Origin of the sequence: Rhizobium sp. BR 315, from assembly GCF_050577975.1 — a bacterium.
Classification (GTDB): domain Bacteria; phylum Pseudomonadota; class Alphaproteobacteria; order Rhizobiales; family Rhizobiaceae; genus Rhizobium; species Rhizobium miluonense.
In genome coordinates, this window is sequence record NZ_JARWKZ010000022.1 from 20,985 (window position 1) to 45,353 (window position 24,369).

The window sequence follows — 24,369 nt, forward strand, 5'->3', positions numbered from 1 at the left end:
CAATGCCGCTTTACATCAAAGACGACGCCATCGACCGGCTGGCGCGACGCTACCAAGCATTGACGAAGGCGCCGACCAAAACCGAGGCCGTGAGGCTCGCATTGCAGAAGGCATTGGATGAAGAGTTGACCAAGCCCGCTCTTGCCGATGTCGCCGTCGCCTTCTGCCGCAATCTCAAGCAGAAGGCCATCGCGAAAGCCGGAAGCGACAGCGCGGAAGGGAACGCCTGATGTTTATCGATGCTTCGGTGCTATCGGCGATGATGACGGATGAGGAGGAAGCGCGCAGCTTCGCCAATCGCATGCAGCCGGCAACGGCGCGAATGACATCGCCGCTCGCAGCGGCGCATGCGGCAATCGAGATTGCGGCGATACTCGCTCTTTCGCCGACGGATGCAGGAGAAGCAGTGCGTATTTTCCTGCAGCTCATGAACATCCAGCTGCTTGCGGTGCCGCCGCGCGCCGCCTTTGTGGCCGCGGAGGCTTATGAACGTTATGGCCAAGGCGACCGCCCGGCCCGCCTCAGCCTCGACGACTGCATGACTTATGCCTGCGCTCGCTATTATCGCCAGCCGCTATTGTCGAAAAGCGACCGGTTCAACCAGACGGACATCGAGCTGGCTTAAGGCCACTCGATGCTTTCAAGACATTACGGGCAAAGTGACGACGGACCTGCCGCATACGTGTTCGAGCGAACGCCGACCGAGTTGGGAGCAGCTGCGCATTGCAGACGCGACATCGAGTCGCCGGCGCGGATCGGACCGGTTACGGACGGATCGGTATTGATCGTGCCGTCCGGAAGGATCGCATCCTTCGAATGATCGACATTGCCGACATCGGCCTGGAAAGCCTGGACGTTGACGCGCTTGGGATGATGCTTGTGCGCCTGCTCCGCCATGGCGGCGGCACTGGACATGCCGATGACGAGAGCGGAAATCGCAAGAGTTTTGAGCAGCATAAGACTGCCTCCTATAGGAGTTAAGGCCCCACACATATGGGAACTGACAAGTGAATTTACAGCGGCTTGCCTGTCAATATCGTTAAGAGTTTTAAGGTTTTGATGACGCTTTCACCTTGTGTCGCGACACCTCCGCACCCGCATCGTGCGGCAAGCTGACGAAGCGCAATGCGGAGACGGCTCCGATAAGGCCAACGACGAGGAAAGCCCAGCGGAAATCGACAAGCGAAAGCGTTTCCCCACCATGAATCGTGCGCGAGAGATTGAGCACGGCGGCGGCGACGGCAACGCCGAGCAGCAGCGACACCTGCTGCAGCATGCTCGACAATGTCGAGGCGGAACTGCGCTGCGCGGCATGGATATCGGCAAAGCCGAGCGTATTCAGCGCCGTGAAGTTCATAGAGCGTGAGAGGCCAGCAATGAATAGCAGGCAATATATCAGCAGATCCGGCGTCGACGGAGACAGAAACCCGCATCCGCCGATGCTTGCTGACGAAATCAGGCCATTAACGACGAGCACGCTGCGGAAGCCGAAGATCTTTAGCATCTGCGTCGTGATCGCCTTCATGCCGAGATTGCCGGCGAAGTAGAACAGCAGATAGGTGCCGGCATCGATCGCCGTGCGGCCGAAACCGACTTGGAAAAGCAGCGGGATCAGGAAGGGCGTGGCGTTGATCGCGACGCGGCTCGCCGTGCCGGCCGAAAGCGTCGACATAGCGAAGGTCTGCACCTTGAAAGCCGAGAGATCGAGCAAGGGCGCATCGACCTTCATGAAGTGCCGGGTGGCGATGACGGAGAAAATCACACCCCCGGCAATGAGCCCGATGCTAGGCGCCAATCCCGTTGTCCCCTGAACCACGAATTCCAGGCCGGCAAGCAGGAGGGTCAGCCCCGCTGCCGATTGCAGGAAGCCGATGAAATCGAGCCGCGCGACCTTCTCCTCGCGCTGATCCGGCACGAAGCGCAGGACGAGCCCAAGACCGATAATGCCGATCGGGATATTGATCAGGAAGTTCCAGTGCCAGTTGAGATAGGTGGTGATGAAACTGCCGAGCACCGGACCGATGACCGGGGCCGTCAGCGCCGGCCAGGTGATCATCGACATGGCATGCACCAGATCGGATTTGCGCGCGTTTTTCAGCACGATGATACGTCCCACAGGCGTCATCAGCGCGCTGCCGACACCCTGAACGGCGCGGGCAATGATGAATTCGGTGAGATTGCCTGAGAGACCGCAAAACAGCGAGGCCACGGTGAAGATGGTGATCGACGCCAGAAACACCCGCCGCGCGCCGTAGCGATCGCCCGCCCAGCCGGCAAGCGGCACGAAGGCGGCCATGGTGAGCAGATAGACGGTGATGCCGATGCTCATCGACACCGGCTCGACGCCAAAAGTCCGCGCCATTTGCGGTAGAGACGTGGTGACGATCGTGCCGTCCAGAATCTGCATGAAGAAGGAAACAGCGACGACGAAGGCGATGATGCGCGACTGCCGGCCGAAACTTGCTTCGGGAGGCTCTTCTGTGATCCGGGCAACGGTCATGACATGAAATTTCAGAGAATGGCGTTCAAAGGGAGCCGGACGCTCCCGGCAACAATCATACGATCATTGAATACGCCTATCGCTCTGGCTTGCAAAGCCGCAAACCCACGCCGGCACCATCAAAAATTGACAGGGTTACATAAGAACCGCGGTTCCCGGCGGGTTTGCTCCGGCCTTACCCTCGGCCCGCGGCGTTTTGCGGGCGTCAATCATCGGAGTAGCGCTGCTCCCGCCAGGGATCGCCATACATGTGATAACCGTTTTTCTCCCAGAAACCGGCCCGGTCGGCGCCGATGAGTTCGATGCGGCTCAGCCACTTGGCACTCTTCCAGAAATAGAGATGTGGCACGACGAGACGCATAGGGCCGCCATGCTCACGCGTCAGCGGCTGGCCTTCCCAGGCCGTGGCGAGGATCGCATCTTCGGCCGCAAAATCCGCAAGCGGAAGATTGGTGGTATAGCCGTCATAGCTCGTCAGCAGCACATGATGCGCCTCGGCCGTCGGCACGGCGAGATCGAGCAGATCGCGCGTCGAAATCCCTTCCCAGCGATTGTCGTAGCGCGACCACGTCGTCACGCAATGGATATCGCTGACGCGGGTGCTTTGCTCGATCGCCTGGAAAGCGGCCCAATCGAGGCTGAGCCGCTTTTCCACGAAGCCGAACACATCAAGCCGCCAGCTCGACAGCGAAACATGCGGCTGCACGCCGAGATCGAGCACCGGCCAGTTCTTCACGAGATGCTGTCCCGGCGGCAGCCGCTCGGTCTCCGGCCGGCTGACGCGTCCGGTCAGAAACTTACCCTCCGCGGCCCAGCGGCGCTTGGAGGTGGTGAGCTTGCTATCGGCGGGGATCTGATCGTCGCTCATGGGAACTCCCTCGGAAATGGCCGTCATTGGAGCCCCGGTGAGGCGCGGGTGTCAAGGAAATCAACCCAACTCAAAGAAGAAATGCGCTTGCCCGAAGCCCTTAGACTCTAACGTTGCATAGTGGTAATAGTAATGGCGCGTTTCAATCTTGGCGGTCAATTTTCCTTGCCTCGCGATGAATTTTTCTATGACGATGTAGCCGTTCATCGCATCCACGAGATCCGCTATTCGAAATTTGCGGCGATACGTGCAACCATATTGGTTTTCACAATAATGGCCCTCTTTGTCGGGCTATTGATTGTCACCCGTCATCAAAATTCCGACGCGCAAATTTGGCGACTTCGCATCAATGCAGTTGTGATTCTTGTCATATTTTGCGCGGCGACGATAAAACGCGTTCCGATCTATGTTCGCCGAAACTATGATGATCCGGTCATCATTATCGGCCCGGACGGCATTCAAGATACACGCGTCGCCACGGCTGTTATCCCTTGGACTAACATCGCAAATGCTGATCGCATATCGGCCGGCAAAATGTCCGGGTGCCTTACGCTTCACTTAATAGCGAATGACACGCCGCTCGCCGGGCCAGCGGTAAAAACCATGACCGATGCCTCGGGTATTCGAGAGACTGAAGTTCAGATCAAGGCAGACCTGTTCGACCGGCGCTATTCAGACATCTACAACATAGCGATGGCGTTCTATCGAGCACATCGTTTCGGCTGGTTATCTTCGCCTAGCGACGACGATTGGCCTGAATATCAATCTGAAACAGCTCCGCTTTTCCGGAAACGTCTACTTCCTGCCCACCCGCTTCCAGAAGCAGGCAATCCAATGCCGAAAGCGAAAGCCTGGCGACTTCGGCGTGGCCACGATGACAAACTATAAGGCTCACCCCACCGCGAGGGGAAAGTTTGGTGGCCCCATGAACGGAAACACGCCGCACCGAATGCGTGAAGCGTCCCCGCCGCGTCATGACATTGAGATCGGTGATTGTGCCGTCAATCAACGTCGCCGAGGTCGGCGCGTCGGCTGCAAAGGGCAGCGGCTCACTTGCCTGCGTCAGCCGTTCGGGCTCACGCCCCTCGATGAAGAGGGCCATGCCCTCGCCATCGAGAATGGATAGCGTGCGATCGATGCCCGGAAAGACCGAGAACGGTCCATCCGTGGCAACGGTCGCCATGCTGACGCGCCAGTCGAAGTCGGCAAGCCCGGCGCCATCGGGCGAAACGGCGATTTCCACCGTTTCCCCACCACCGTTTTTCCAGGGCATGCGCTTGTGGTCACTGGCGCGTAGCAGCTTCATCTCAGTTCCCCAGGATGGCCGGCAGGCGCAGGCCCTGCTTCTTGGCCCAATCAAGCGCAATGTCGTAGCCGGCATCGGCGTGACGCATGACGCCGGTTGCCGGGTCGTTCCAGAGAACGCGCTCCAGGCGCTTGGCGGCATCATCCGTGCCGTCGGCGCAGATGACCATGCCGGAGTGCTGGCTGAAGCCCATGCCGACGCCGCCGCCGTGATGCAGCGATACCCAGGTCGCGCCGGAGGCGGTGTTGAGCAGCGCGTTGAGCAGCGGCCAGTCGGAAACGGCATCCGAGCCGTCCTTCATGGCTTCGGTTTCGCGGTTCGGCGAAGCGACCGAGCCGGAGTCGAGATGGTCGCGGCCGATGACGACGGGAGCCTTCAGCTCGCCGTTCTTGACCATTTCGTTGAAGGCAAGGCCGAGGCGGTGGCGATCGCCGAGGCCGACCCAGCAAATGCGCGCCGGCAGACCCTGGAAGGCGATGCGCTCGCGCGCCATGTCCAGCCAGTTGTGCAGATGGGCGTTGCCAGGAGTGAGTTCCTTCACCTTGGCGTCGGTCTTGTAGATATCTTCCGGATCGCCCGAGAGAGCAGCCCAACGGAACGGGCCGATGCCGCGGCAGAAGAGCGGACGGATATAGGCCGGAACGAAGCCCGGGAAGGCGAAGGCATTTTCAAAGCCTTCGTCCTTGGCGACCTGGCGGATGTTGTTGCCGTAGTCGAGCGTCGGCACGCCGGCGTTCCAAAAGTCGACCATGGCTTCGACATGCACCTTCATCGAGGCGCGGGCCGCAGCTTCGACGGCTTTCGGATCGCTTTCGCGCTTGGCCCTGTGTTCGGCAACTGTCCAACCGGCCGGCAGATAGCCGTTCAGCGGGTCGTGTGCGGAGGTCTGATCGGTGACGATATCGGGGCGCGGACCGCCGGCCTTCATGCGCTTCACCAGCTCGGGGAAGATTTCGGCGGCATTGCCGAGCAGGCCTACGGACTTGGCTTCACCAGCCTTCGTCCACTTGTCGATCAGGGCAAGCGCTTCGTCGAGCGTCTTTGCCTTCTCGTCGACATAGCGGGTGCGCAGGCGGAAATCGATGCGGGTTTCGTCGGATTCGACGGCGAGGCAGCAGGCGCCCGCCATCACGGCTGCCAGCGGCTGTGCGCCGCCCATGCCGCCGAGACCGCCGGTCAGGATCCACTTGCCCTTGAGGTTGCCGTTGTAATGCTGACGACCGGCCTCGACGAAGGTCTCATAAGTGCCCTGCACGATGCCCTGCGTGCCGATATAGATCCACGAACCGGCCGTCATCTGGCCGTACATGGCAAGGCCCTTCTTATCCAGCTCGTTGAAGTGATCCCAGGTTGCCCAGTGCGGTACGAGGTTGGAGTTGGCGATCAGCACGCGCGGCGCGTCCTTGTGCGTGCGGAACACGGCGACCGGCTTGCCGGACTGCACCAGCAGCGTCTCGTCTTCGTTGAGCGTCTTCAGCGTCGCGGCGATGCGGTCGAAATCGTCCCAGGTGCGGGCCGCGCGGCCGATGCCGCCATAGACGACCAGCTCGTTCGGGTTTTCCGCAACGTCCGGGTCGAGGTTGTTCATCAGCATGCGCAGCGGCGCTTCGGTCATCCAGCTCTTGGCATTGAGCTCCGGACCGCGAGGTGCGCGAATTTCGCGGATATTATGGCGTGGGTTGGTCATGTCACATCTCCAAGGAGGGCAGGATGTCGGTTGAAATCGAGGCATTGAGCGCACCGGAGCCGATGAGCTCGCTGGCGGCCTTGAGGTCGTTTGCCATGTAGCGGTCTACCTCCAGCGAAGGTACGGCAGCGCGGATGGTAGCGATGGCAAGGGTCAGTTCCGGGCTGGTGATCAGCGGCGCGCGCAGTTCCACACCCTGGGCAGCCGTCAGCGCCTCGATGCCGATGATGCCGAAGAGGTTTTCGGTCATCTGCAGCAGGCGGCGCGCACCATGGCAGGCCATGGAGACATGATCTTCCTGGTTGGCCGAGGTCGGCGTCGAGTCGACGGAGGCCGGATGCGACATCTGCTTGTTTTCAGACATCAGCGCGGCCGAGGTCACTTCGGCAATCATCAGGCCGGAGTTTAGGCCCGGCTTCTTCGCCAGGAAGGCCGGCAGGCCGTAGCTGAGTGCGGGGTCGACCAGCAGTGCAATACGGCGCTGCGCGATCGCGCCGATCTCGCAAACGGCAATCGCGATCTGGTCGGCGGCGAAGGCAACCGGCTCGGCATGGAAATTACCGCCGGAAACGACGGAATTGTCCGACAGGACAAGCGGATTGTCGGTGACGGCGTTGGCTTCGATTTCGAGCGTGCGTCCAACCGAACGCAGGAGATCGAGGCAGGCGCCGTCCACCTGTGGCTGGCAGCGGATGCAATAGGGATCCTGTACGCGCTCATCGCCTTCGATATGGCTCTCACGGATCACGGAACCGGCAAGCAGACCGCGAAGGGCTGCAGCGGTATCGATCTGGCCCTTATGGCCGCGCAGTGTATGAATGTCGGGATGGAACGGGGCGGAAGAGCCCATGGCGGCATCGGTCGACATAGCGCCGGTGATGAGGGCTGCCTGAGCGGCACGATGGGCGCGGAAGAGGCCGGCAAGCGCAAGCCCGGTCGATACCTGTGTGCCGTTGATCAGCGCCAGCCCTTCCTTGGCGGCGAGCACGACCGGCTTCAGGCCGGCCTTTTCGAGCGCTGCTGCGCCGGAAAGCTGTTCGCCGGCATAAAAGGCTTCACCATGACCCATCATGACGGCGGTCATATGGGCGAGCGGTGCGAGATCGCCCGAGGCGCCGACCGAACCCTTTTCCGGAATGAGGGGTACGACACCCTTTTCAAGCATGCCCTCGATCAGCCGCACCAGTTCAAGCCGCACGCCGGAGGCGCCGCGGCCGAGCGAAACCAGCTTCAACGACATGATGAGGCGAACGACATTCTCCGGCAGCGGCTGGCCGATGCCGCAGCAATGCGAGAGAATGAGATTGCGCTGAAGCGTGGCGACATCGGCGCTGTCGATCTTGATGGATGCCAGTTTGCCGAAGCCGGTGTTGATGCCGTAAACAGGCGCATTGCCGGCTGCGATTTCAGCGATGCGGGCCGCCGCCTTGGCAATGCCGGCATCGAAGGAAGCATCGAGCCTCGCCGGCTCGCCGGTCCAGTAGATCGTCGCCAATTGCTGCAGCGACACGGAACCCGGATGGAGAACGATAGTCATCAGTTGAACCTTTTTCCCTTGAAGACATGGGCGTGAAGGGGATTGAAGCCGATGCGGTAGACAAGCTCCGCAAGGCTTTCGACATCCCATATGGCAAAATCGGCGGACTTTCCGGCTTCCAGCGTACCCGTCTCGGCCAGCAGGCCAAGGGCGCGCGCACCTTCGCGGGTGGCGCCGGCGATGCATTCCTCGACCGTCAGGCCGAAAAGCGTGGCAGCCATATTCATGGTCAGCAGCATCGAGGTCAGCGGCGAGGTGCCGGGATTGCAGTCGGTGGCAACGGCTATCGAAACGCCCGCTTCGCGGAGCGCCTTGACCGGCGGCTTCTGCTTCTCATTGATAGCATAGAACGCCCCCGGCAGCAGGACCGCAACGGTCCCGGCCGCAGCCATCGCCCTGACGCCGTCCTCGTCGAGATATTCGATATGATCGGCTGATAGCGCGCCATAGGAGGCGGCAAGCTTGGCGCCGCCGAGATTGGAGAGCTGTTCCGCATGCAGCTTCACCGGAATGCCGAGCGATTTGGCAAGATCGAAGACCCGGGCGATTTCCGCCGTCGAGAAGGCAATCCCTTCGCAGAAGCCGTCGACGGCATCGACGAGGCCTTCGGCATGTGCCTGCTTCAATCCGGGCAGGACGACATCGTCGATGTAATCGCCGTTGCGGCCCTTATAGTCTGCCGGGGTGGCATGGGCGGCCAGATAAGATGTGACGACGCGAACGGGGCGGACCGTCTCAAGCTTGCGAGCGGCCTGCAGCATCTTCAATTCGGATGGGATGTTGAGGCCGTAGCCCGACTTCACCTCGATGGTGGTGACGCCTTCGGCCAGCAGCGTGTCGAGGCGCGGCAGCGCAACGGCGACAAGCTCGTCGACCGACAGTGCGCGGGTCGCGTTCACGGACGAGACGATGCCGCCGCCGGCGCGGGCGATTTCTTCGTAGCTTGCACCCTCCAGCCGCATTTCGAATTCACGGGCTCGATTGCCGCCATAGACGATATGCGTGTGGCAATCGACGAGGCCGGGCGTAACCCAGCGGCCATCGAGATCGATGCTTTCAGCACCGGAAGTATCGGGAAGGTCGGCTTCATGGCCGGCAAAGACGATACGGCCGTCCTTCGTCAGGATGGCACCCTTCTCGATCACGCCGAGCCGGGCCTCGCCCTCTACCATGGTTGCAAGACGCGCATTGCGCCATACGCGGCTTGTCGCCCCGTTTTCCTTGCTATCTTCGGAAAAATTGTTCCCACCCATCAGCTTTACGCCTTTCCTCGTTGGCCCATAATGTATATACATATTAAAAAGCTGGCAAGAGGGATTTTGGACTCTCTGCTCAAAAGGAAAGGGTGAGACCATGACGACACTTCATGCACGCACGGCATTGCTTGGCGACGGATGGCACGAGAATGTGCGATTGACCCTTAAGGACGGCCGCATCGCCGACATCGCGATGGGCGTCGCGCCCGAAGCCGGCGACGACAGGCAGGATATGCTCGTGCCCGCGGTGCCGAACCTGCACAGCCACGCCTTCCAGCGCGCCATGGCCGGCCTTGCCGAAGTTCGAGGCCCGGCGAACGACAGCTTCTGGAGCTGGCGCACCGTCATGTACAAGTTCGCCCTGTCGATGACCCCCGACCATATCGAGGCGGTCGCCGCGCAGCTCTATATGGAGATGCTCGAGGCCGGCTTCTCGCGCGTCGGCGAATTTCATTATTTGCACCACGACAAGGACGGCAGTCCCTATGCCAATATCGCCGAACTGGCCGAGCGCATCGGCGCGGCCAGCGCCGAAACCGGCATTGCATTGACGCTCCTGCCCGTCTTCTACGCCCATTCCGGCTTCGGCGGTGCAGCGCCGATCGATGGCCAGCGCCGCTTCATCAACTCGCTCGAAAGCTTCGAGGCACTAATGGCCGGCTGCCGCACGGTGACGAGCCGCCTACCCGGCGCCGAGCTTGGCATTGCGCCGCACAGCCTGCGCGCCGTCACACCCGAAGAATTGGCAAAGCTGGTGCCGATGGCGGGCGACGGGCCGATCCATATCCACGTCGCCGAGCAGATGAAGGAAGTGGAAGATTGCATTGCCTGGTCAGGTGCGCGGCCGGTGCAATGGCTGCTCGATCATGCCCCCGTCGATAGCCGCTGGTGCCTGATCCACGCCACGCATATGACCGAGGATGAAACCCGGCGCATGGCAAGGAGCGGCGCGATTGCCGGCCTCTGCCCGATCACCGAAGCCAATCTCGGCGACGGCGTCTTCCCAGCGCCCCTCTTCCTCGAGGAAGGTGGTCGCTACGGCATCGGCTCGGACTCCAATATCCTGATTTCCGTGCCGGAAGAGCTGCGGCAGCTCGAATATTCGCAGCGTCTGGCGCTCCGCGCCCGCAATGTCATCGCTTCGACGGGCGGTTCGACCGCCCGCATGCTGTTCGACGGCGCACTAGCCGGCGGCGGTACGGCGCTGAAAGCCAAGGCTGGGCTTGCCGTCGGCAACCATGCCGACATTGTTTCGCTCGACACAAGCGCTGTGCCTTACCTCTCCGGCGACCGCATTCTTGACCATTGGACCTTTGCCGGCGGCGTCAAGGTCGACGGCGTCTGGGTTCTGGGCCGCAAGCAGGTCGAAGGCGGACGTCACCAGAAGAGAGAGGCAATCTCCGCGCGCTTCCTTAAGGCGATGGGCGAACTCATCGACTAAGAAACTGCTTTTCCTCCCGTCGATTGATCCTTAATGAAGTGCTTCGGGGGGAATCCATGTCTCACACGGAAAAGATGGGCAGCATGGCCACAGCCAAAGAGGCGACACTGCATCAGCGTATCCTGAGCGATATCGAGAACCAGATCGTCTCTGGCGCTTGGCCGCCGGGTCATCGCATTCCCTTCGAACTTGCTCTTGCGGAGCAGTATGACTGTTCGCGCATGACGGTGAACAAGGTGCTGACCCAGCTTGCCCGCGCCGGGCTGATCGAGCGGCGAAAGCGTTCGGGCAGCTTCGTCACACATCCGCAGGCGCAATCGGCGATACTGGAAATCCACGACATCAAGTCGGAAATCCTGTCGCTGAACCTGCCCTATTCGTACAAGCTCGTGAAACTGGCCGAGCGGCGTGGCCGCCCGGAAGACTCCCGCCGCCTGCAATTTGCCGGCCCGGTTACCGTGCTTGAAATCACCTGCATCCACTATGCCGGCTCGCGACCCTTCTGCCTGGAAGACCGCGTCATCAATCTCGATGCCGTACCGGACGCAGCCAATGCCGACTTCGCCACCCTGCCACCGGGTCCCTGGCTGATCAATCAGGTGCCCTGGAGCACCGCCGAACATCAAATCCGCGCCATATCCGCAGAGGGCGAAGCAGCTGCGAGCCTCGACGTCGCCAAAGGCACGGCCTGCCTCGTGGTCGAACGACGCACATGGAGTCCCTCAGGCCCGATAACCCACGTCCGCCTCACCTATCCCGGTGATCGCCATAGCCTTGTGGCGCGCTTTACGCCCGCAAGCTAAAGCAATTCCAGCAAAACCGCTGCGCACTTTTGCTGGAATTGCTTTAGGGACGCTGCGGAGACTCGGTCGGCGGCGGGATGAGACTCTCGGATTGACGTATAGGATGGCCGGGATTGACCAGCAGGATGCTGAGCGCAATCAGAACCAATGACAGAATCAAGAGGATTCCAATCAGAAGCGGACGAATCGCGGTCATTTCGTTCTCCAATCTCCCAGCCCAGCGCAACGCGCGATAGGGAATTCGAGATAACCAGCGCAGTCTAGCGATAAACGTTAAGTAATACCTAATGTTCCGGGAAATACCTGTCCTTTTCCAGGAATTTTTGGCCTCGCCAGCCGAGACGGCCATCTCACGCTTGTTTGAATGGCGAATGACGCAAGCGGCGCATAGGATCGCGGCGCAGATGGCCGCAGGCGCATTGCCCGGCACGCTGCCGACCAGCTCCAACCCTCGTATCAAGATCGACCGGCATATCGCTCGGCCGAAATCTTAAGGGAGACACTGCCCATGCATCGCAAACGTCTGATCGCGAGCGCGCTGACGCTCTCCGTCGCCATGCTTGCAGCGCTGCAAAGCGCTGATGCCGCCGAGCGCGTGAAAGTGCGCGGCACCGTGGAGAGCCTCGATGGCGATACGCTCAAGGTCAAGTCCCGCGACGGCAAGGACGTCACGGTCGCACTGAAATCCGGCTTGCAGGTCGGCGGTGTCGTTCAGGCTGCCGTCAGCGACATCAAGCCCGGTGACTTCGTCGGCATCGCCTCGCAACCAACCAACAGCGGCATCAACGGCGCCATAGAAGTCGTCATCTTCCCCGCCTCGATGAAAGGAACCGGCGAAGGCGACCGCCCCTGGGATTCGGCGCCGAACGGCTCGATGACCAATGCCACCGTCGCCAATGCCGTAACCTCGATCAACGGCCCGACATTGACGCTCACCTACAAGGGTGGCGAGCGCACGATCAACATCCCCAAGGGCACGCCAGTCGTAACCTTGGCCGCCGCCACGAAAAGCGACCTCAAGCCCGGCGCCGGCGTCTTCATCACCGGCGAGCGGAGCGGCGACTCGACGGTATCGGCCGACCGCGTCGCCGTCGGCCTCAACGGCACCATGCCGCCGATGTGATGGATCCTGCGGAGCGGTCGGTCCGTTACCTTGAACTTAGTCGCCGAAAGTAATACCTCTTTCTTAGAGATCATTACCGAGGCATACGATGAGTACCACCGTTACAGCAAAGGGACAGGTCACGATTCCGAAGGCCGTCCGCGACATGCTCGGAATAGGTCCTGGTAGCCAGGTCGATTTCCGCCGCATGCCTGACGGCAATATCGTCGTCGTCCCGGCGGATGCGCAGAAGCAGACCAGTCGATTCGCCAAATTCCGTGGTCATGCCGGAAAAGGAATGACCACCGACGAAATCATGGCTTTGACGCGCGGCGACGACTGAGGTGATCTTTGTCGATTCCAACATATTGCTGGACATCATCACGAACGACCCCGTGTGGTACGACTGGTCACTCGCGCAACTCGACGCCGCGAGCCTTCTCGGCCCATTGTGTATCAATGATGTCGTCTATGCCGAGATATCCGTGCGTTACGACAGGATCGAGGATCTCGACGAGATGCTTGCCGAGACCGGTCTACGCATCGAGCCGATGCCGCGGGAGGCGCTTTTCCTCGCCGCCAAGGTTTTCGCTCAATATAGGAAATCGGGTGGGACGCGTGGCGGCGTCCTGCCCGATTTCTTCATTGGCGCCCATGCGGCAGTCAGCGGCCTATCCCTCCTGACACGCGATACGAAGCGCTTCCGAACCTATTTCCGGTCCGTCACGCTCATCAGCCCGCAGGAAAGCTGAGGCGGACAGAGCAGAAAACCCTACTCCGCCGCCTGCGCATGCGGGCGTTGATCGATGACTTCGTCATCCTCCTCCGGCTTCGGCTGCTTCCAGGCGATCAGGCGGTAGAACATCGGGATGAAGAAGGTGGCGATGAAGGTCGCCGCCAGCATACCGCCGATGACGCCGGTGCCGATGGCGTGCCGGCTCGCCGAACCCGCACCGCTGCTGATGGCCAGCGGCACGACGCCGAGGATGAAGGCGAGCGAGGTCATCACGATCGGGCGGAAGCGCAGCCGCGCAGCCTCGAGCGCCGCTTCGGCCGCACCCATGCCTTCCTTGCGTTTCAGCACCGCGAACTCGACGATCAGGATGGCGTTCTTCGCCGCCAGGCCGATCAGCGTCACCATGCCGATCTGGAAATAGACGTCGTTGGTGAGCCCGCGCAGATAGGTGGCAAGCAGCGCACCGAACAGCGCGAAGGGGATCGCGGTGATGACGGCAAGCGGCAGGCTCCATTTTTCATACTGTGCGGCAAGGATCAGGAACACCATGATGACGCCGAAGATCATTGCCTGCGTGCCGGCGCCGCTGGTCTCCAGCTCCTGATAGGCAGAGCCCGTCCAGGCGATCTGGAAGCCCTCAGGCAGGGTCTCGGCCGCCACCTGCTGCATGGCCTTGATCGCATCGCCTGACGTATAGCCGGGCGCCGGGTTGCCGGTGATCTTGGCGGCATTGAAGGCATTGTAGCGTTCGAGCTGATCCGGCCCGATGGCGCGCGTCACCTTGATGAGCGCATCAAGCGGGATCATCTTGCCGCTGTCGGAACGCACGAAGACCTGGCGCAGATCGTCAGGCGATTCGCGGAACGGCGCTTCCGACTGCAGGTTGACCTGATAGTTGCGGCCGTACAGCGTGAAGTCGTTCACATAGAGGCTGCCGAAGGTCGCCTGCATGGCATCGAAGACCGAGTTGATCGGCACGCCGAGCGCCTTGGCCTTCTCGCGGTCGAGATCGGCGCGGAACTGCGGAACGTTGGTGTCGAGCGTCGTGCGGACGCCCGCAAGCTCCGGCCGCTTGGAGGCGGCCGCCACCAGCTTCTGCGCCTGATCGGAAAGCCCTGCCACGCCCTTGCCGCTGCGATCCTGCAGATAGACTTCGAAACCGCCAGTCGTCGAGAGACCCATGATCGGCGGCGGATTGAAGGCAAGCACCATGGCATCCTTGATGCCCATGTTGGCGCCGATGATCGGACCTGCGAGATTGCGGGCATCGAGCTCCGGCGTCTTGCGCTCGCTCCAGTCCTTCAGCGTCACGAAGGCGACACCGGCGCTGCTCTTCAGACCACCCGACAGAAGATCGAAGCCCGAAACCGCAAAGACGTTTTCGACGCCCGGCAGCTTTTTGGTATTGACCAGAGCCTCGTCCATGACGGCCTGCGTACGCGTGAGCGAGGCAGCCGGTGGGAGGATGGCGATCTGGAACAGCGAACCCTGGTCTTCATCCGGCACCAGCGATCCCGGCAGCGTGTAGAAGAGATAGCCGGTCACGCCGAGCAGGCCGGCAACCAGCACGCAGCCGACGATGACGCGCTTCAGGAAGAAGGCGACACCGGCTGCATAGCCCGCCGTCAACCGGTCGAAAGCACGGTTGAAAATGCGGAAAGGCAGGATCGGCTCATGATGGTCGGGCTTCAGGATCAGCGCGCAGAGTGCTGGCGTCAGCGTCAGCGCCACGATACCGGACAGAGTGACCGAGATCGCGATGGTGACGGCGAACTGCTTGTACATCTGGCCCGCCAGCCCGCCCATGAAGGAGACCGGGATGAACACGGCGCAAAGTACGAGCACGATGGCGATGACCGGGCCGGTCACTTCGCCCATCGCCTTGATGGCAGCCTTCTTCGGCGACAGCTTCTCCGTCGCCATCAGGCGCTCGACGTTTTCGAGCACGACGATGGCGTCGTCCACCACGATACCGATCGCCAGCACCAGGCCGAACAGCGTCAGAAGGTTGATCGAGAAGCCGAGCAGATACATGCCGGCGAAGGTGCCGACGATCGAGATCGGCACCGCGATGATCGGGATCAGCGTCGCCCGCCAGTTCTGCAGGAAGACGAAGACGACGATGACGACGAGAAGGATCGCCTCGATGAAGGTGTGCACCACCTCCTCGATGGAGACCTGGATAAACTTCGTCGTGTCGTAGGGAACCTCATAGGAAACCCCGTGCGGGAACGACTTCTGCAGCTCGTCGAGGCGCGACTTGAGCGCGGCCATCGTGTTCAAAGCATTGGCGCCCGGCTGCAGGTAGACGGCGATCGGAACCGCCGGCGTGCCGTTGAGACTGCTCTGTACCGAATAGCTCTTGGTGCCGAGTTCGATGCGCGCCACGTCCTTCAGCCGGAGCGTTGCGGCATTGGCCGTCGAGCGAAGGATGATTTCGCCGAAAGCGTCGACGTCGGGCAGGCGTCCCTGCGTCGTCACGGTATAGGTGAAGGCCTGCGGATTGTTGCTGGGCTGATCGCCGAAGCGGCCGGCGGCAAACTGGGAGTTCTGCTCCCGGATCGCAGTCGCGACGTCGCTCGGCGTCAGATTGTATTGCGCCAGCTTGTCCGGCCGCAGCCAGATGCGCATCGAGTAATCGACATCGCCAAGCAGGTTGACGTCGCCGATGCCTGGAATGCGCTTGAGGTCGTCGATGACGTTCAGAAGTGCATAGTTACCGACATAGGTACGGTCATAGCGGCTATCGGTCGAGTACATCGCCACGAAGCCGAGGATCGACGTCGAACGCTTGGTCACGACGACGCCCAATCGCGTCACGTCCTGCGGCAGCGTCGAGACGGCGCGCTGGACGCGGTTGTTGACGTTGATCGCAGCCTGGTCCGGATCCGTGCCGAGCGCGAAGGTCACAGTGATCTGCATCGCGCCGCTGTTGGAGTTCGTCGACTGCATGTAGAGCATGTTTTCGACGCCGTTGATCTGCTGCTCCAGCGGAGCGGCAACGGTCTGCGCTACCGTCTCGGCGCTGGCGCCAGGATAGGTTGCAGTCACGACCACCTGCGGCGGCGTCAGCTCGGGATATTGGGCGATCGGCAGGATACGCAGGCAGACAGCGCCCGCCAGCAGGATGACGATCGAGATCACCGCCGCGAAAACCGGGCGGTCGATAAAGAATCGGTTGCCTAACATCAGTTCTGCACCACCTTTTTCGCGTCCTTAGGCGTCGCGTCCGCCGTCGCCTGTACGGGTGCGCCGGGGCGTACCTTGATGATGCCTTCGGTGATCAGCTTGTCGCCGGCCCTGAGGCCGGAAAGCACCAGCCAGGTGTTACCGATCTTCTGGCCGAGCGTTACAGGATTGATGTGTGCCTTGCCTTCCTGGTCGATCGTATAGACGAACTGGCCCTGCGGGCTCTGCATCAAAGCCACTTCCGGAATGGTGATGGCGTTGTCGAGCGACACGCCCGTCACCCGCGCACGAACGAACTGGCCCGGCAGCAGCCGGCGCTGCGGATTGTCGACCACGGCACGAGCCTGCAAGGTTCCCGTCGATACGTCGATCGTGGAGGAGGTGAAATCGACCACACCGTCATGATCGTAGCCGGTGCCGTCGCCGAAGGAGATCTTGACGCCGAGATTGGGTGCTTCGCCCTTCGCCTTCTTCATGTCGATCAGCCGGCGAACTTCTGCCGCCTCGGCATCCGAGAAGGAGAAGTTGACGTAGACTGGGTCGAGCTGCGTGATGTTGGTCAGCAAACCGCTATCGCCCGTCGTGCCGATCAGGCTGCCTTCGGACACCTGCTCCAGGCTGGTAATGCCGCCGACCGGCGCGGTCACTTGCGTATAGTCGAGATTGAGCTGCGCCGTCTGCACCTGCGCCTGCGCGGCGGCGACCGAGGCTTCCGCCAGCTGGCGCGTCGAAATGGCGTCATCGCGAGCTTTCTGCGTCGCGGCGTTCTGCCCGAAGAGATTGATGTTGCGCTTTTCCTCGCGCTGCGCCTGCTCGAGCTGTGCCTGCGCCTGCTGGAGCTGCGCCTTGGCCTGGGCGAGCGCTGCCTGGTAGGATGCCGGGTCGATCAGGAACAGCACGTCGCCGGCCTTCACCTCGGCGCCTTCGACAAAGTTCCTTTTCAACAGGATACCGCCGACGCGAGCGCGCACATCGACTTGCCTAAAGGCGGAGATGCGCGCAGCATATTCGTAGGAGAGCGCCACGGTCTGAGGCTTGAGATCGATGGCCGTCACCTGCGGCGGCGGCATCTGGCCAGCCTGCTGCGCGAGGGAGGAAGATGCGCAGAAAAAGAGCAGTCCGACGGCAACTAGACCGTTGCGCAGAAGGGGGGATTTATACGTCGTCATGGAAAAATCACCGTGAGATTCGACATTTTTATTGCGCTGCAATATACAAACATACATGAATGATTGTAAACATCAAATCGACGTGACTTTCGTGGTCGATATCGGGAACCACATGTGGTCTTCGGATATTAGGATATAAAATCAAACATATAGAGTGAGACGACATGCCCCCTTCGTCTCGCGGAAACTTCAAGGAGGAACATGCGCAGAACCAAGGAAGACGCAGCCAAGACGAGAGAGGAAGTTTTGGCCGCGGCCGCTGACATTTTCTATGAAAACGGCGTCAGCGGCTCCAGCCTCGAAAAGATCGCCCAACGCGCCGGCGTAACGCGCGGCGCGATCTATTGGCATTTCAAGGACAAGGCCGAGGTCCTGACGGCCCTGCATAGCGAAATCCGTCTGCCGCAGGAAACCATCGTCGACTATGCGATCGAGCACGGCCATGACGATCCGCTCGGACTGATCGAGCAGGGCACAATCCAAGTTCTGCAGAATCTTGCCAAGGACGAACACCTGCAGCAGGTCTTCGCCATCATGATCCTCGGCTGCGAATTCACCAAGCATCGTTCCGATGCCGCCCAGAGAATCGTTACCGCCAACCAGCAAATGTTCGGCAAGCTGCAGCGACTGATCGAGATGTCCGACCAACAGAACACGCTTGCGCCGCTATGGACCCCCGATGCCGCCGCCCGCGCCATTCAGTGTTCCATGAATGGCCTGCTCGCCGAATGGCTCCGATCGAGCAAATCCTTCCCTTTGGTCGATATAGGAGAGAGGCTGATCCGCAGCTTGGTCGGCTCCATGCGGCTAAGGTGATCTAGCGGCTAACCGCCGGCGTGCCGCATGGCCTCGGCCAGCGAGATGTCCGACTTGATCTCCCGCGTCGACATTGACGTTACGGTGTGTCGCACGCCGGGAAGCCTGTTGAGCTCCTGCCGCAGCAGCCGGTCAAGCGCCGCCATGTCGGTGGCCAGAATATGCAGGAGATAATCGGCCTCGCCCGTCGTCGCGTGGCAGCGCCATATCAAGGGGTGGCGACGGACGGCGGTCTCGAAAGCATCGAACCGCTCGACGTCGATCGACACCTGTACGAAAGCCTCGAGGCCGAAGCCGAGCCGGGGCGGATCGAGAAGCGCCCTGTATCCCCGGATCACGCCTGCCTCCTCCAGCGCCTTCACCCGCTTCCAGCACGGCGTCTTGCTGAGCCCCACGAGATCGGCGAGCGCCGCAAACGAGATGCGGGCGTCAGCCTCCAGCGCGGCAATGATCTTGTGATCGAGCGCATCCAACTCCATCGTTCTCTCCATTTTGGCGACAGGAGCCGATCGTACTCCCATTCCGCGATTATGAATGACAAATAGGAACAATGTTCAAGGCAAATTGCTTATCCTTGAGAAAGGCAAACATGCTTGTCGGCCGGAGGCCGGAACAAAGGGAACGAAGATGCAGAAGCAAGACTACTACGCCCGCATCGAAGCGCCGGACATGCTCGACTACGGCGTCTATCTGCAATGCGATAAACTGCTCGCCTGTCAGAAGCCGTTGAACGGCATGGTCAACGGCGACGAACTGCAATTCCAGATCGTTCATCAGGTGGAAGAACTCTGGATGAAGCTGATGGCTTATTCGCTGGTCGATGTGATCGGCTTCATGGAGGAGCGCAACACGCATCGCGTCGTGACGCTGATGGGCCGCGTGCATCGGATCATGCGCATGATGACGGCCCAGCTCGATCTTCTGGAAACCATGTCGCCGAAGGAATATCAGCAAATCCGCCTGCAGCTCGGCAACGGCAGCGGCCAGGAGTCGCCCGGCTTCAAATTCCTGCTGCGCATGCCGCCCGACCTCTGGCACGCCTTCAAGGCAAATTATCTCGATGCGCCCGGTCTGACGATCGCCGATATCTATGATGGCAAGTACAATCACGGCGACAGCTATGTGGTCGCCGAAGCCCTGGTGGAATATGACGAGCTGTTCCAGAAATTCCGCGCCAACCACATGTATCTGATCCAGCGCTCCATCGGGCTCGGCTCGAAATCTCTGAAGGGACGACCGGTCGAGCTGCTGCAGGCCGGCGCACGCCACCGCTTCTTCCCCGACCTCTGGGATGTTCGCCACGAAATGACCGACCGCTGGGGTAGCCAATATGGCGTCGTCCGCGATTCCATTTCCAAGCATGACGCTGCCGAATAGGCGCTGACCGAAAGCAGCCTTCCGTTGCCTCGTGTGACGCAACGGAAGGCTTTCAATATATAACGCCAGGCCTGCCGTCGGCAGCCACGCGAAAAACGCGATGACAATTCATCACAATATCGGCCGTCCCGGCCGAACCTATCACCGCCGATAGGCTATCGACCCTCTCCCATACTCATTCAAGCAGCATCCTCGCCTTGATCACGCGCCGCGCATCGGGTCTCGCGGGCCTGCCATGTTTCCCCTTGCCAATCGACGGAGGCGATCGGCACCGGAGATCCGCGGCACGCGGCCATCCTCACTGCCAGAAATCGTATGAGAACGGCAATCGCGGCTCGGCAAAAAGCTAGAACTAAGAAATATAGCATATTGCATAAATTTGTTATCTGCCATATTTGTTTAGTAACCTCGCAGTTCGATCCTCCCGGAGCCCCTCATGACGCAATTTCAGGAAGCCACTGCGCGACAGCGCGCATGGAAGTTCGCCAGCCGTGATGAAGACGACCGCCCAAGCCTTCCTGAAGTCAATGCCACGGTGAAGGTGCCGCATGGCGGCAGCTGGATACGACGCCTGCTGGCGTTCATCGGACCGGGCTACATGATCTCCGTCGGCTACATGGATCCCGGCAATTGGGCGACGGACCTCGCCGGCGGCGCGCAGTTCGGCTACACGCTTCTCGCGGTCATCATGCTCTCCAATCTGATGGCGATCCTCCTGCAGGCGCTGTCGGCAAGGCTCGGCATCGTCACCGGGCGCGATCTCGCACAGGCCTGCCGCGATCATTATCCAAGGCCCGTGAATCTGGCTCTGTGGCTTGCCTGCGAGCTCGCCATCATCGCCTGCGACCTCGCCGAAGTCATCGGCACGGCAATCGCACTGCAGCTGCTTTTCGGAATTCCGCTGATCGGCGGCGCACTGATCACCGCGCTCGACACTTTCCTGCTGCTGCTTCTGATGAACAAGGGCTTCCGTTATCTCGAAGCCTTCGTGATTGCGCTGCTGATTGTCATCGCCACCTGTTTTGCCGTGCAGATCGCCGCGGCCGCACCGCCGATCGCGGCCATTCTCGACGGCTTCATCCCCTCGCCCGAAATCGTCGTCAACCACGAGATGCTTTACATCGCCATGGGCATCATCGGCGCGACCGTCATGCCGCATAATCTCTACCTGCATTCCTCGATCGTGCAGACCCGCGCCTACAAGCGCAACGACGAAGGCCGCCGCGACGCCATCAAATGGGCGACTGTCGATAGCACCGTCGCGCTGATGCTGGCACTCTTCGTCAATGCCGCGATCCTGATCGTCGCGGCCGCAGCCTTCCACAATAGCGGCCATGCCGACGTTGCCGAGATCGGCCAAGCCTTCGAGCTGCTCTCGCCGCTGCTCGGCCTCGGCATCGCCTCCACCCTCTTTGCGATCGCGCTCCTCGCCTCAGGCCTCAATTCGACCGTTACCGCGACGCTAGCCGGCCAAATTGTGATGGAAGGCTTCCTTCGCCTGCGGATTCCGCACTGGGCAAGGCGACTTTTGACGCGCGGTCTTGCAATTATTCCGGTTGTATTCGTGACTGCAATTTATGGTGAAAAAGGCACCGCCAACCTGCTCGTGCTCAGTCAGGTTATTCTGTCCATGCAATTGCCCTTCGCCGTTGTTCCATTGGTCCAATTCGTGACGAATCGCGACAAAATGGGAAGTTTCGTCGTCTCCAGAAGTATTGCCGTTCTCTCCTGGCTGGTGGCCGCCATCATACTGGTACTGAACTTCAAGCTGCTGTTCGACACCATCTTCAGTTGACGAATCATTTGCAACGCGCGAATCTGGGCCTGTGGACGATCACGGCAATTAACAGACTCGTAATACTTGCCTAGATTTTGCCATGATTTGCCCTAGTTTGGGCCCACCGCAATCTGCAGGGTTCCTCACTTCATGGCCGAAAGTCCATTGCGCATCCAATTTCCTGCAGAAGCGGCGATCCAGGCGCGGCCTCATCACGATTTTCATATTCCTTTTCTGCCGCGTTCCGCGCATCTGCGTCATCTGATCGCCATCGGGCTGGCCGGCACCGCATCCTTCGGCCTGCTCGCCGCCGTGCTCTATCCGCTGCTGGCGCGTCACGAGATCGAACAGGCGGTACCTATGCACACGGCCCAGCTGGCGCCGTCGCAACCGGCGATGCACAAGAGCACCCGACTGGCCGCGAAACAGCGTTTCGATGGCGCGCGCTTCGCGCAGGTGGCCGAAAAGCTTTCAAGCGGCGAAACCCGCATTTTCACCTATCACCGCACGACGCTGGTGTTTAAATCCGACGAGTCCGAAAGCGCGCGCGGCAGTGCCGGCCCCATCAATGCCTCCTATACCCGCGAACACGCAGAAGAGGTCGCGTTCTCAGCGCCGTCGCTATCGGATATCCGCCACGGCATCTATCCGCAGGCAACGCATTATGACGCCGTCCGTCGCTCGCGCTTCCCCGTTCGCGGCGTGCCGCTGAACGTCAGTGTCTCGAGGGCGACAACCGGCGAGCCCGGCCGCGAATTCCGCCGGCTCGTATCCATGCCGAAGGACAAGCAGGATCTTCAGGATATCCTGGCATCCGCTGGCCTCAGCAGCGACGCCGGCGACGAGCTGCAGCGCGCGCTCGAAACCGATACGGTTTCCCCGGGCGACAGTCTGGAACTGTTGCTGGAGAAGAAGAGCCCCGCCTCTCGCCCGAAGCTGATCATGGCTCGCCTGAGCGGCGACAAGACACCGGAGCGGGTCGTCGCACGCGACGATGCCGACAGCTTCGTGCCGATGGCCAACGACCGGTTGTTTTCCGCGCTCTATAGCGAAAGCCAGGCCGACGCCCCCTCCTCTTCGGAAGTGGCCGCCGTCGATCTGAAGGATGTCGATGACAGCAACGAAGCGACTATCAGCGCCAAGCTCGAAAAAGCCGGACTGACCAAGGAATGCGCCTCGCAGCTCGTCAAGCTGGCAAAGGCCAAGGATATTTCGCTCACCAGCATCGAGGACGCGCCCGACAGCGTCGACCTACTCTTCCGCAAGGCGGAGAATGGCCAGAGCGAGCTGATGTTCATCGAATTCCATGCCGATGGCGACACGCACCGCTTCTATCTGCATAAAAACGGCGGCGAAGGCGCCTCGGAATTCTACGACGAAGGCGGTCATTCGATCGCGAAATCGCTTGTGCATCGTCCCGTGCCGAACGGCACGCTCGGCGACGGCTTCGCCTGGCGCGTCCATCCCATTCTCGGGGTGAAGAAGTTCCACAACGGCGTCGATTTCCGCGCGCCGATGGGCAGCCCGATCCAGGCCGCAGGCGACGGCATCGTCGAGAAGATTTCCTGGGAAACCGGCTACGGCAAATATGTCCGCATTCGCCACGACGGCGGCTATGAAACCACCTATGCCCATATTTCCGCCACGCCGTCGGACCTGCGTGTTGGCCAGCGCGTCACCCAGGGTCAGACCATCGCCTATGTCGGCTCGACGGGCTATTCCACCGGCCCGCACCTCTACTACGAACTGCGCGTCAACGGTCGCTATGAAAATCCGCTGACGGCGCAATTGCCGGCCGGCACGAACCTGACGGGCAAGTCGCTCGACAGCCTGCGCTCGCAGGTGAACCACGTCGAGAACATCATGAGCTATCTCGATGTTCCGGCGGCGCGCAACGCTCCGCCGCCCCCCTTCGCCAGCTTTGGGCAAAGCCCGAACCTTGGCCCAAGTTTCGGCCCCAACCATTTCGGCGCACCCTCACGGTAAACTGGGCAGAAAACCAGACACACACTCTCTCGGATGTCCGATCCATGCGCGCGGCAATAGCGCCTCGCTGCCGAATGCGGTAACACTCTGCAGTACATGGCCATAGAGAAGACGTCGCCGCACGCTACGTGACGGGCAGACGAGATATTCATGCGGCGTCCGCAAGGAGCATAAGTTGGCAGGCAAGCCGTTGCCGGAACAGAAGGATACCGTGCCTAACGAAGGCAGACGCCCCCGTGCCGATGCGCGCCGCAACCGTGACAAGCTGATCGAGGTTGCTGCGCAAGCCTTTGCCAGCCACGGCACCGTCACCTCGCTCGAGGATATCGCCCGGCAGGCCGGTGTAGGGATCGGGACGCTCTATCGCCATTTCCCCAGCCGGGAGCATCTGGTCGAAGCCGTCTATCGCCACGAAGTCGAAGCGCTCTGCGATGCCGCCGGCGAGCTTTCGACGAAGCTCGCCCCCGACCAGGCCCTGGAGGAGTGGATGCATCGCTTCGTCGGATATATCGCCACCAAACGCGGCATGGCCGACAGTCTTCGCATCCTTCTCAACAGCAATTCCAAGCTCTTTGCCGATAGCTACGGCCGGGTGCCGGTGGCGCTCTCGGGCCTGATCGCGCAGGCGGTCGCCGCAGGCTCCATCCGCACCGATGTCGACAGCACCGATGTACTGCACGCGCTGTCGGGCACCTATTCCATGCCCAATTCGCCGGAATGGCACGATCGCGCCCGCCGCCTTGTGGGGCTGCTGATGGACGGGCTGCGCTGGGGAGCGCCGAAGACGGAATTGCGGTAAAGCCCTGACAATCGCCGGCC

23 protein-coding genes are annotated in these 24,369 nt (G+C 61.1%); 12 read left to right on the top strand and 11 right to left on the bottom strand.

The genetic code is table 11. The annotated features are described in order from the left end of the window. Positions 1 to 2: 2 nt before the first annotated feature. Positions 3 to 230, top strand: coding sequence for a type II toxin-antitoxin system VapB family antitoxin (locus QD409_RS20330; protein WP_430763506.1), 228 nt, complete (start codon positions 3 to 5; stop codon positions 228 to 230). Then, positions 230 to 625 carry a type II toxin-antitoxin system VapC family toxin gene (locus QD409_RS20335; RefSeq protein WP_430763507.1) on the top strand — a complete coding sequence of 132 codons (396 nt, stop codon included), beginning with the start codon at positions 230 to 232 and terminating at the stop codon, positions 623 to 625. Before QD409_RS20330 ends, QD409_RS20335 begins: the two co-directional genes overlap by 1 nt. 23 nt (positions 626 to 648) lie before the next feature. Here QD409_RS20335 and QD409_RS20340 read toward each other — a convergent pair whose 3' ends face one another. From QD409_RS20340 to hutI, 7 genes are all read right to left on the bottom strand, one after another. Next, positions 649 to 957: a hypothetical protein gene (locus tag QD409_RS20340; protein WP_430763508.1), complete on the bottom strand. Its 309-nt coding sequence runs from the start codon at positions 955 to 957 to the stop codon at positions 649 to 651. A 91-nt stretch (positions 958 to 1,048) separates the two neighbouring features. Beyond that, complete coding sequence (locus QD409_RS20345) at positions 1,049 to 2,500, bottom strand: MFS transporter (protein ID WP_430763509.1); 1,452 nt, start codon at positions 2,498 to 2,500, stop codon at positions 1,049 to 1,051. Positions 2,501 to 2,705: 205 nt separating this feature from the next. Next, positions 2,706 to 3,368, bottom strand: a complete 663-nt coding sequence (locus tag QD409_RS20350) for a sulfite oxidase-like oxidoreductase (protein ID WP_092848244.1) — start codon at positions 3,366 to 3,368, stop codon at positions 2,706 to 2,708. Between the two features lie 736 nt (positions 3,369 to 4,104). Further along, on the bottom strand, positions 4,105 to 4,674 hold the full coding sequence (locus tag QD409_RS20355; RefSeq protein WP_430763510.1) for a HutD/Ves family protein: 570 nt from the start codon (positions 4,672 to 4,674) through the stop codon (positions 4,105 to 4,107). 1 nt (position 4,675) lies between these two features. After that, entirely contained in the window at positions 4,676 to 6,361 is a 1,686-nt protein-coding gene (gene hutU, locus QD409_RS20360) for a urocanate hydratase (RefSeq protein WP_430763511.1), read from the bottom strand. 1 nt (position 6,362) lies between these two features. Then, a complete protein-coding gene (gene hutH / locus QD409_RS20365) occupies positions 6,363 to 7,898 on the bottom strand; it encodes a histidine ammonia-lyase (RefSeq protein WP_092848229.1) in 1,536 nt (511 codons plus the stop codon). Next, positions 7,898 to 9,151 (bottom strand): imidazolonepropionase, encoded by a 1,254-nt coding sequence (gene hutI, locus QD409_RS20370; RefSeq protein WP_092848226.1) that lies wholly within the window; start codon positions 9,149 to 9,151, stop codon positions 7,898 to 7,900. Before hutI ends, hutH begins: the two co-directional genes overlap by 1 nt. 100 nt (positions 9,152 to 9,251) lie before the next feature. On the opposite strand from hutI, the gene QD409_RS20375 reads away from it, so the two are divergent. Continuing rightward, positions 9,252 to 10,595, top strand: coding sequence for a formimidoylglutamate deiminase (locus QD409_RS20375; protein ID WP_430763512.1), 1,344 nt, complete (start codon positions 9,252 to 9,254; stop codon positions 10,593 to 10,595). 83 nt (positions 10,596 to 10,678) lie between these two features. After that, positions 10,679 to 11,398, top strand: a complete 720-nt coding sequence (gene hutC, locus QD409_RS20380) for a histidine utilization repressor (protein ID WP_430763560.1) — start codon at positions 10,679 to 10,681, stop codon at positions 11,396 to 11,398. 43 nt (positions 11,399 to 11,441) lie between these two features. Here hutC and QD409_RS20385 read toward each other — a convergent pair whose 3' ends face one another. Further along, entirely contained in the window at positions 11,442 to 11,846 is a 405-nt protein-coding gene (locus QD409_RS20385) for a hypothetical protein (protein WP_430763513.1), read from the bottom strand. A gap of 60 nt (positions 11,847 to 11,906) precedes the next feature. On the opposite strand from QD409_RS20385, the gene QD409_RS20390 reads away from it, so the two are divergent. The 3 genes from QD409_RS20390 to QD409_RS20400 all read left to right on the top strand — a co-directional run bounded on the left by QD409_RS20390 (position 11,907) and on the right by QD409_RS20400 (position 13,252). Next, entirely contained in the window at positions 11,907 to 12,521 is a 615-nt protein-coding gene (locus QD409_RS20390) for a hypothetical protein (RefSeq protein ID WP_430763514.1), read from the top strand. 88 nt (positions 12,522 to 12,609) lie between these two features. Continuing rightward, positions 12,610 to 12,843, top strand: a complete 234-nt coding sequence (locus QD409_RS20395) for an AbrB/MazE/SpoVT family DNA-binding domain-containing protein (RefSeq protein ID WP_430763515.1) — start codon at positions 12,610 to 12,612, stop codon at positions 12,841 to 12,843. A gap of 1 nt (position 12,844) precedes the next feature. Continuing rightward, positions 12,845 to 13,252, top strand: a complete 408-nt coding sequence (locus QD409_RS20400; protein ID WP_092848211.1) for a type II toxin-antitoxin system VapC family toxin — start codon at positions 12,845 to 12,847, stop codon at positions 13,250 to 13,252. A gap of 20 nt (positions 13,253 to 13,272) precedes the next feature. On the opposite strand, the gene QD409_RS20405 is transcribed toward QD409_RS20400, so the two are convergent. Next, entirely contained in the window at positions 13,273 to 16,425 is a 3,153-nt protein-coding gene (locus QD409_RS20405; RefSeq protein ID WP_430763516.1) for an efflux RND transporter permease subunit, read from the bottom strand. After that, on the bottom strand, positions 16,425 to 17,594 hold the full coding sequence (locus QD409_RS20410; protein WP_430763517.1) for an efflux RND transporter periplasmic adaptor subunit: 1,170 nt from the start codon (positions 17,592 to 17,594) through the stop codon (positions 16,425 to 16,427). The genes QD409_RS20405 and QD409_RS20410 overlap by 1 nt, the downstream gene beginning before the upstream one ends. A gap of 201 nt (positions 17,595 to 17,795) precedes the next feature. On the opposite strand from QD409_RS20410, the gene QD409_RS20415 reads away from it, so the two are divergent. Then, a complete protein-coding gene (locus QD409_RS20415; protein ID WP_092848206.1) occupies positions 17,796 to 18,410 on the top strand; it encodes a TetR family transcriptional regulator in 615 nt (204 codons plus the stop codon). Between the two features lie 8 nt (positions 18,411 to 18,418). On the opposite strand, the gene QD409_RS20420 is transcribed toward QD409_RS20415, so the two are convergent. Next, entirely contained in the window at positions 18,419 to 18,889 is a 471-nt protein-coding gene (locus QD409_RS20420) for an Lrp/AsnC family transcriptional regulator (protein WP_092848205.1), read from the bottom strand. Positions 18,890 to 19,037: 148 nt separating this feature from the next. Between QD409_RS20420 and QD409_RS20425 the strand changes: the two genes are divergently transcribed. The 4 genes from QD409_RS20425 to QD409_RS20440 all read left to right on the top strand — a co-directional run bounded on the left by QD409_RS20425 (position 19,038) and on the right by QD409_RS20440 (position 24,349). Beyond that, the gene (locus QD409_RS20425) at positions 19,038 to 19,787 is read left to right on the top strand and encodes a tryptophan 2,3-dioxygenase family protein (RefSeq protein ID WP_430763518.1); all 750 of its coding nucleotides are present in this window, start codon (positions 19,038 to 19,040) and stop codon (positions 19,785 to 19,787) included. 436 nt (positions 19,788 to 20,223) lie between these two features. Next, on the top strand, positions 20,224 to 21,582 hold the full coding sequence (locus QD409_RS20430; RefSeq protein ID WP_430763519.1) for an Nramp family divalent metal transporter: 1,359 nt from the start codon (positions 20,224 to 20,226) through the stop codon (positions 21,580 to 21,582). A gap of 132 nt (positions 21,583 to 21,714) precedes the next feature. Next, complete coding sequence (locus QD409_RS20435; RefSeq protein ID WP_430763520.1) at positions 21,715 to 23,550, top strand: M23 family metallopeptidase; 1,836 nt, start codon at positions 21,715 to 21,717, stop codon at positions 23,548 to 23,550. 175 nt (positions 23,551 to 23,725) lie between these two features. Further along, positions 23,726 to 24,349, top strand: coding sequence for a TetR/AcrR family transcriptional regulator (locus QD409_RS20440; protein ID WP_092848198.1), 624 nt, complete (start codon positions 23,726 to 23,728; stop codon positions 24,347 to 24,349). Positions 24,350 to 24,369 lie beyond the last annotated feature (20 nt).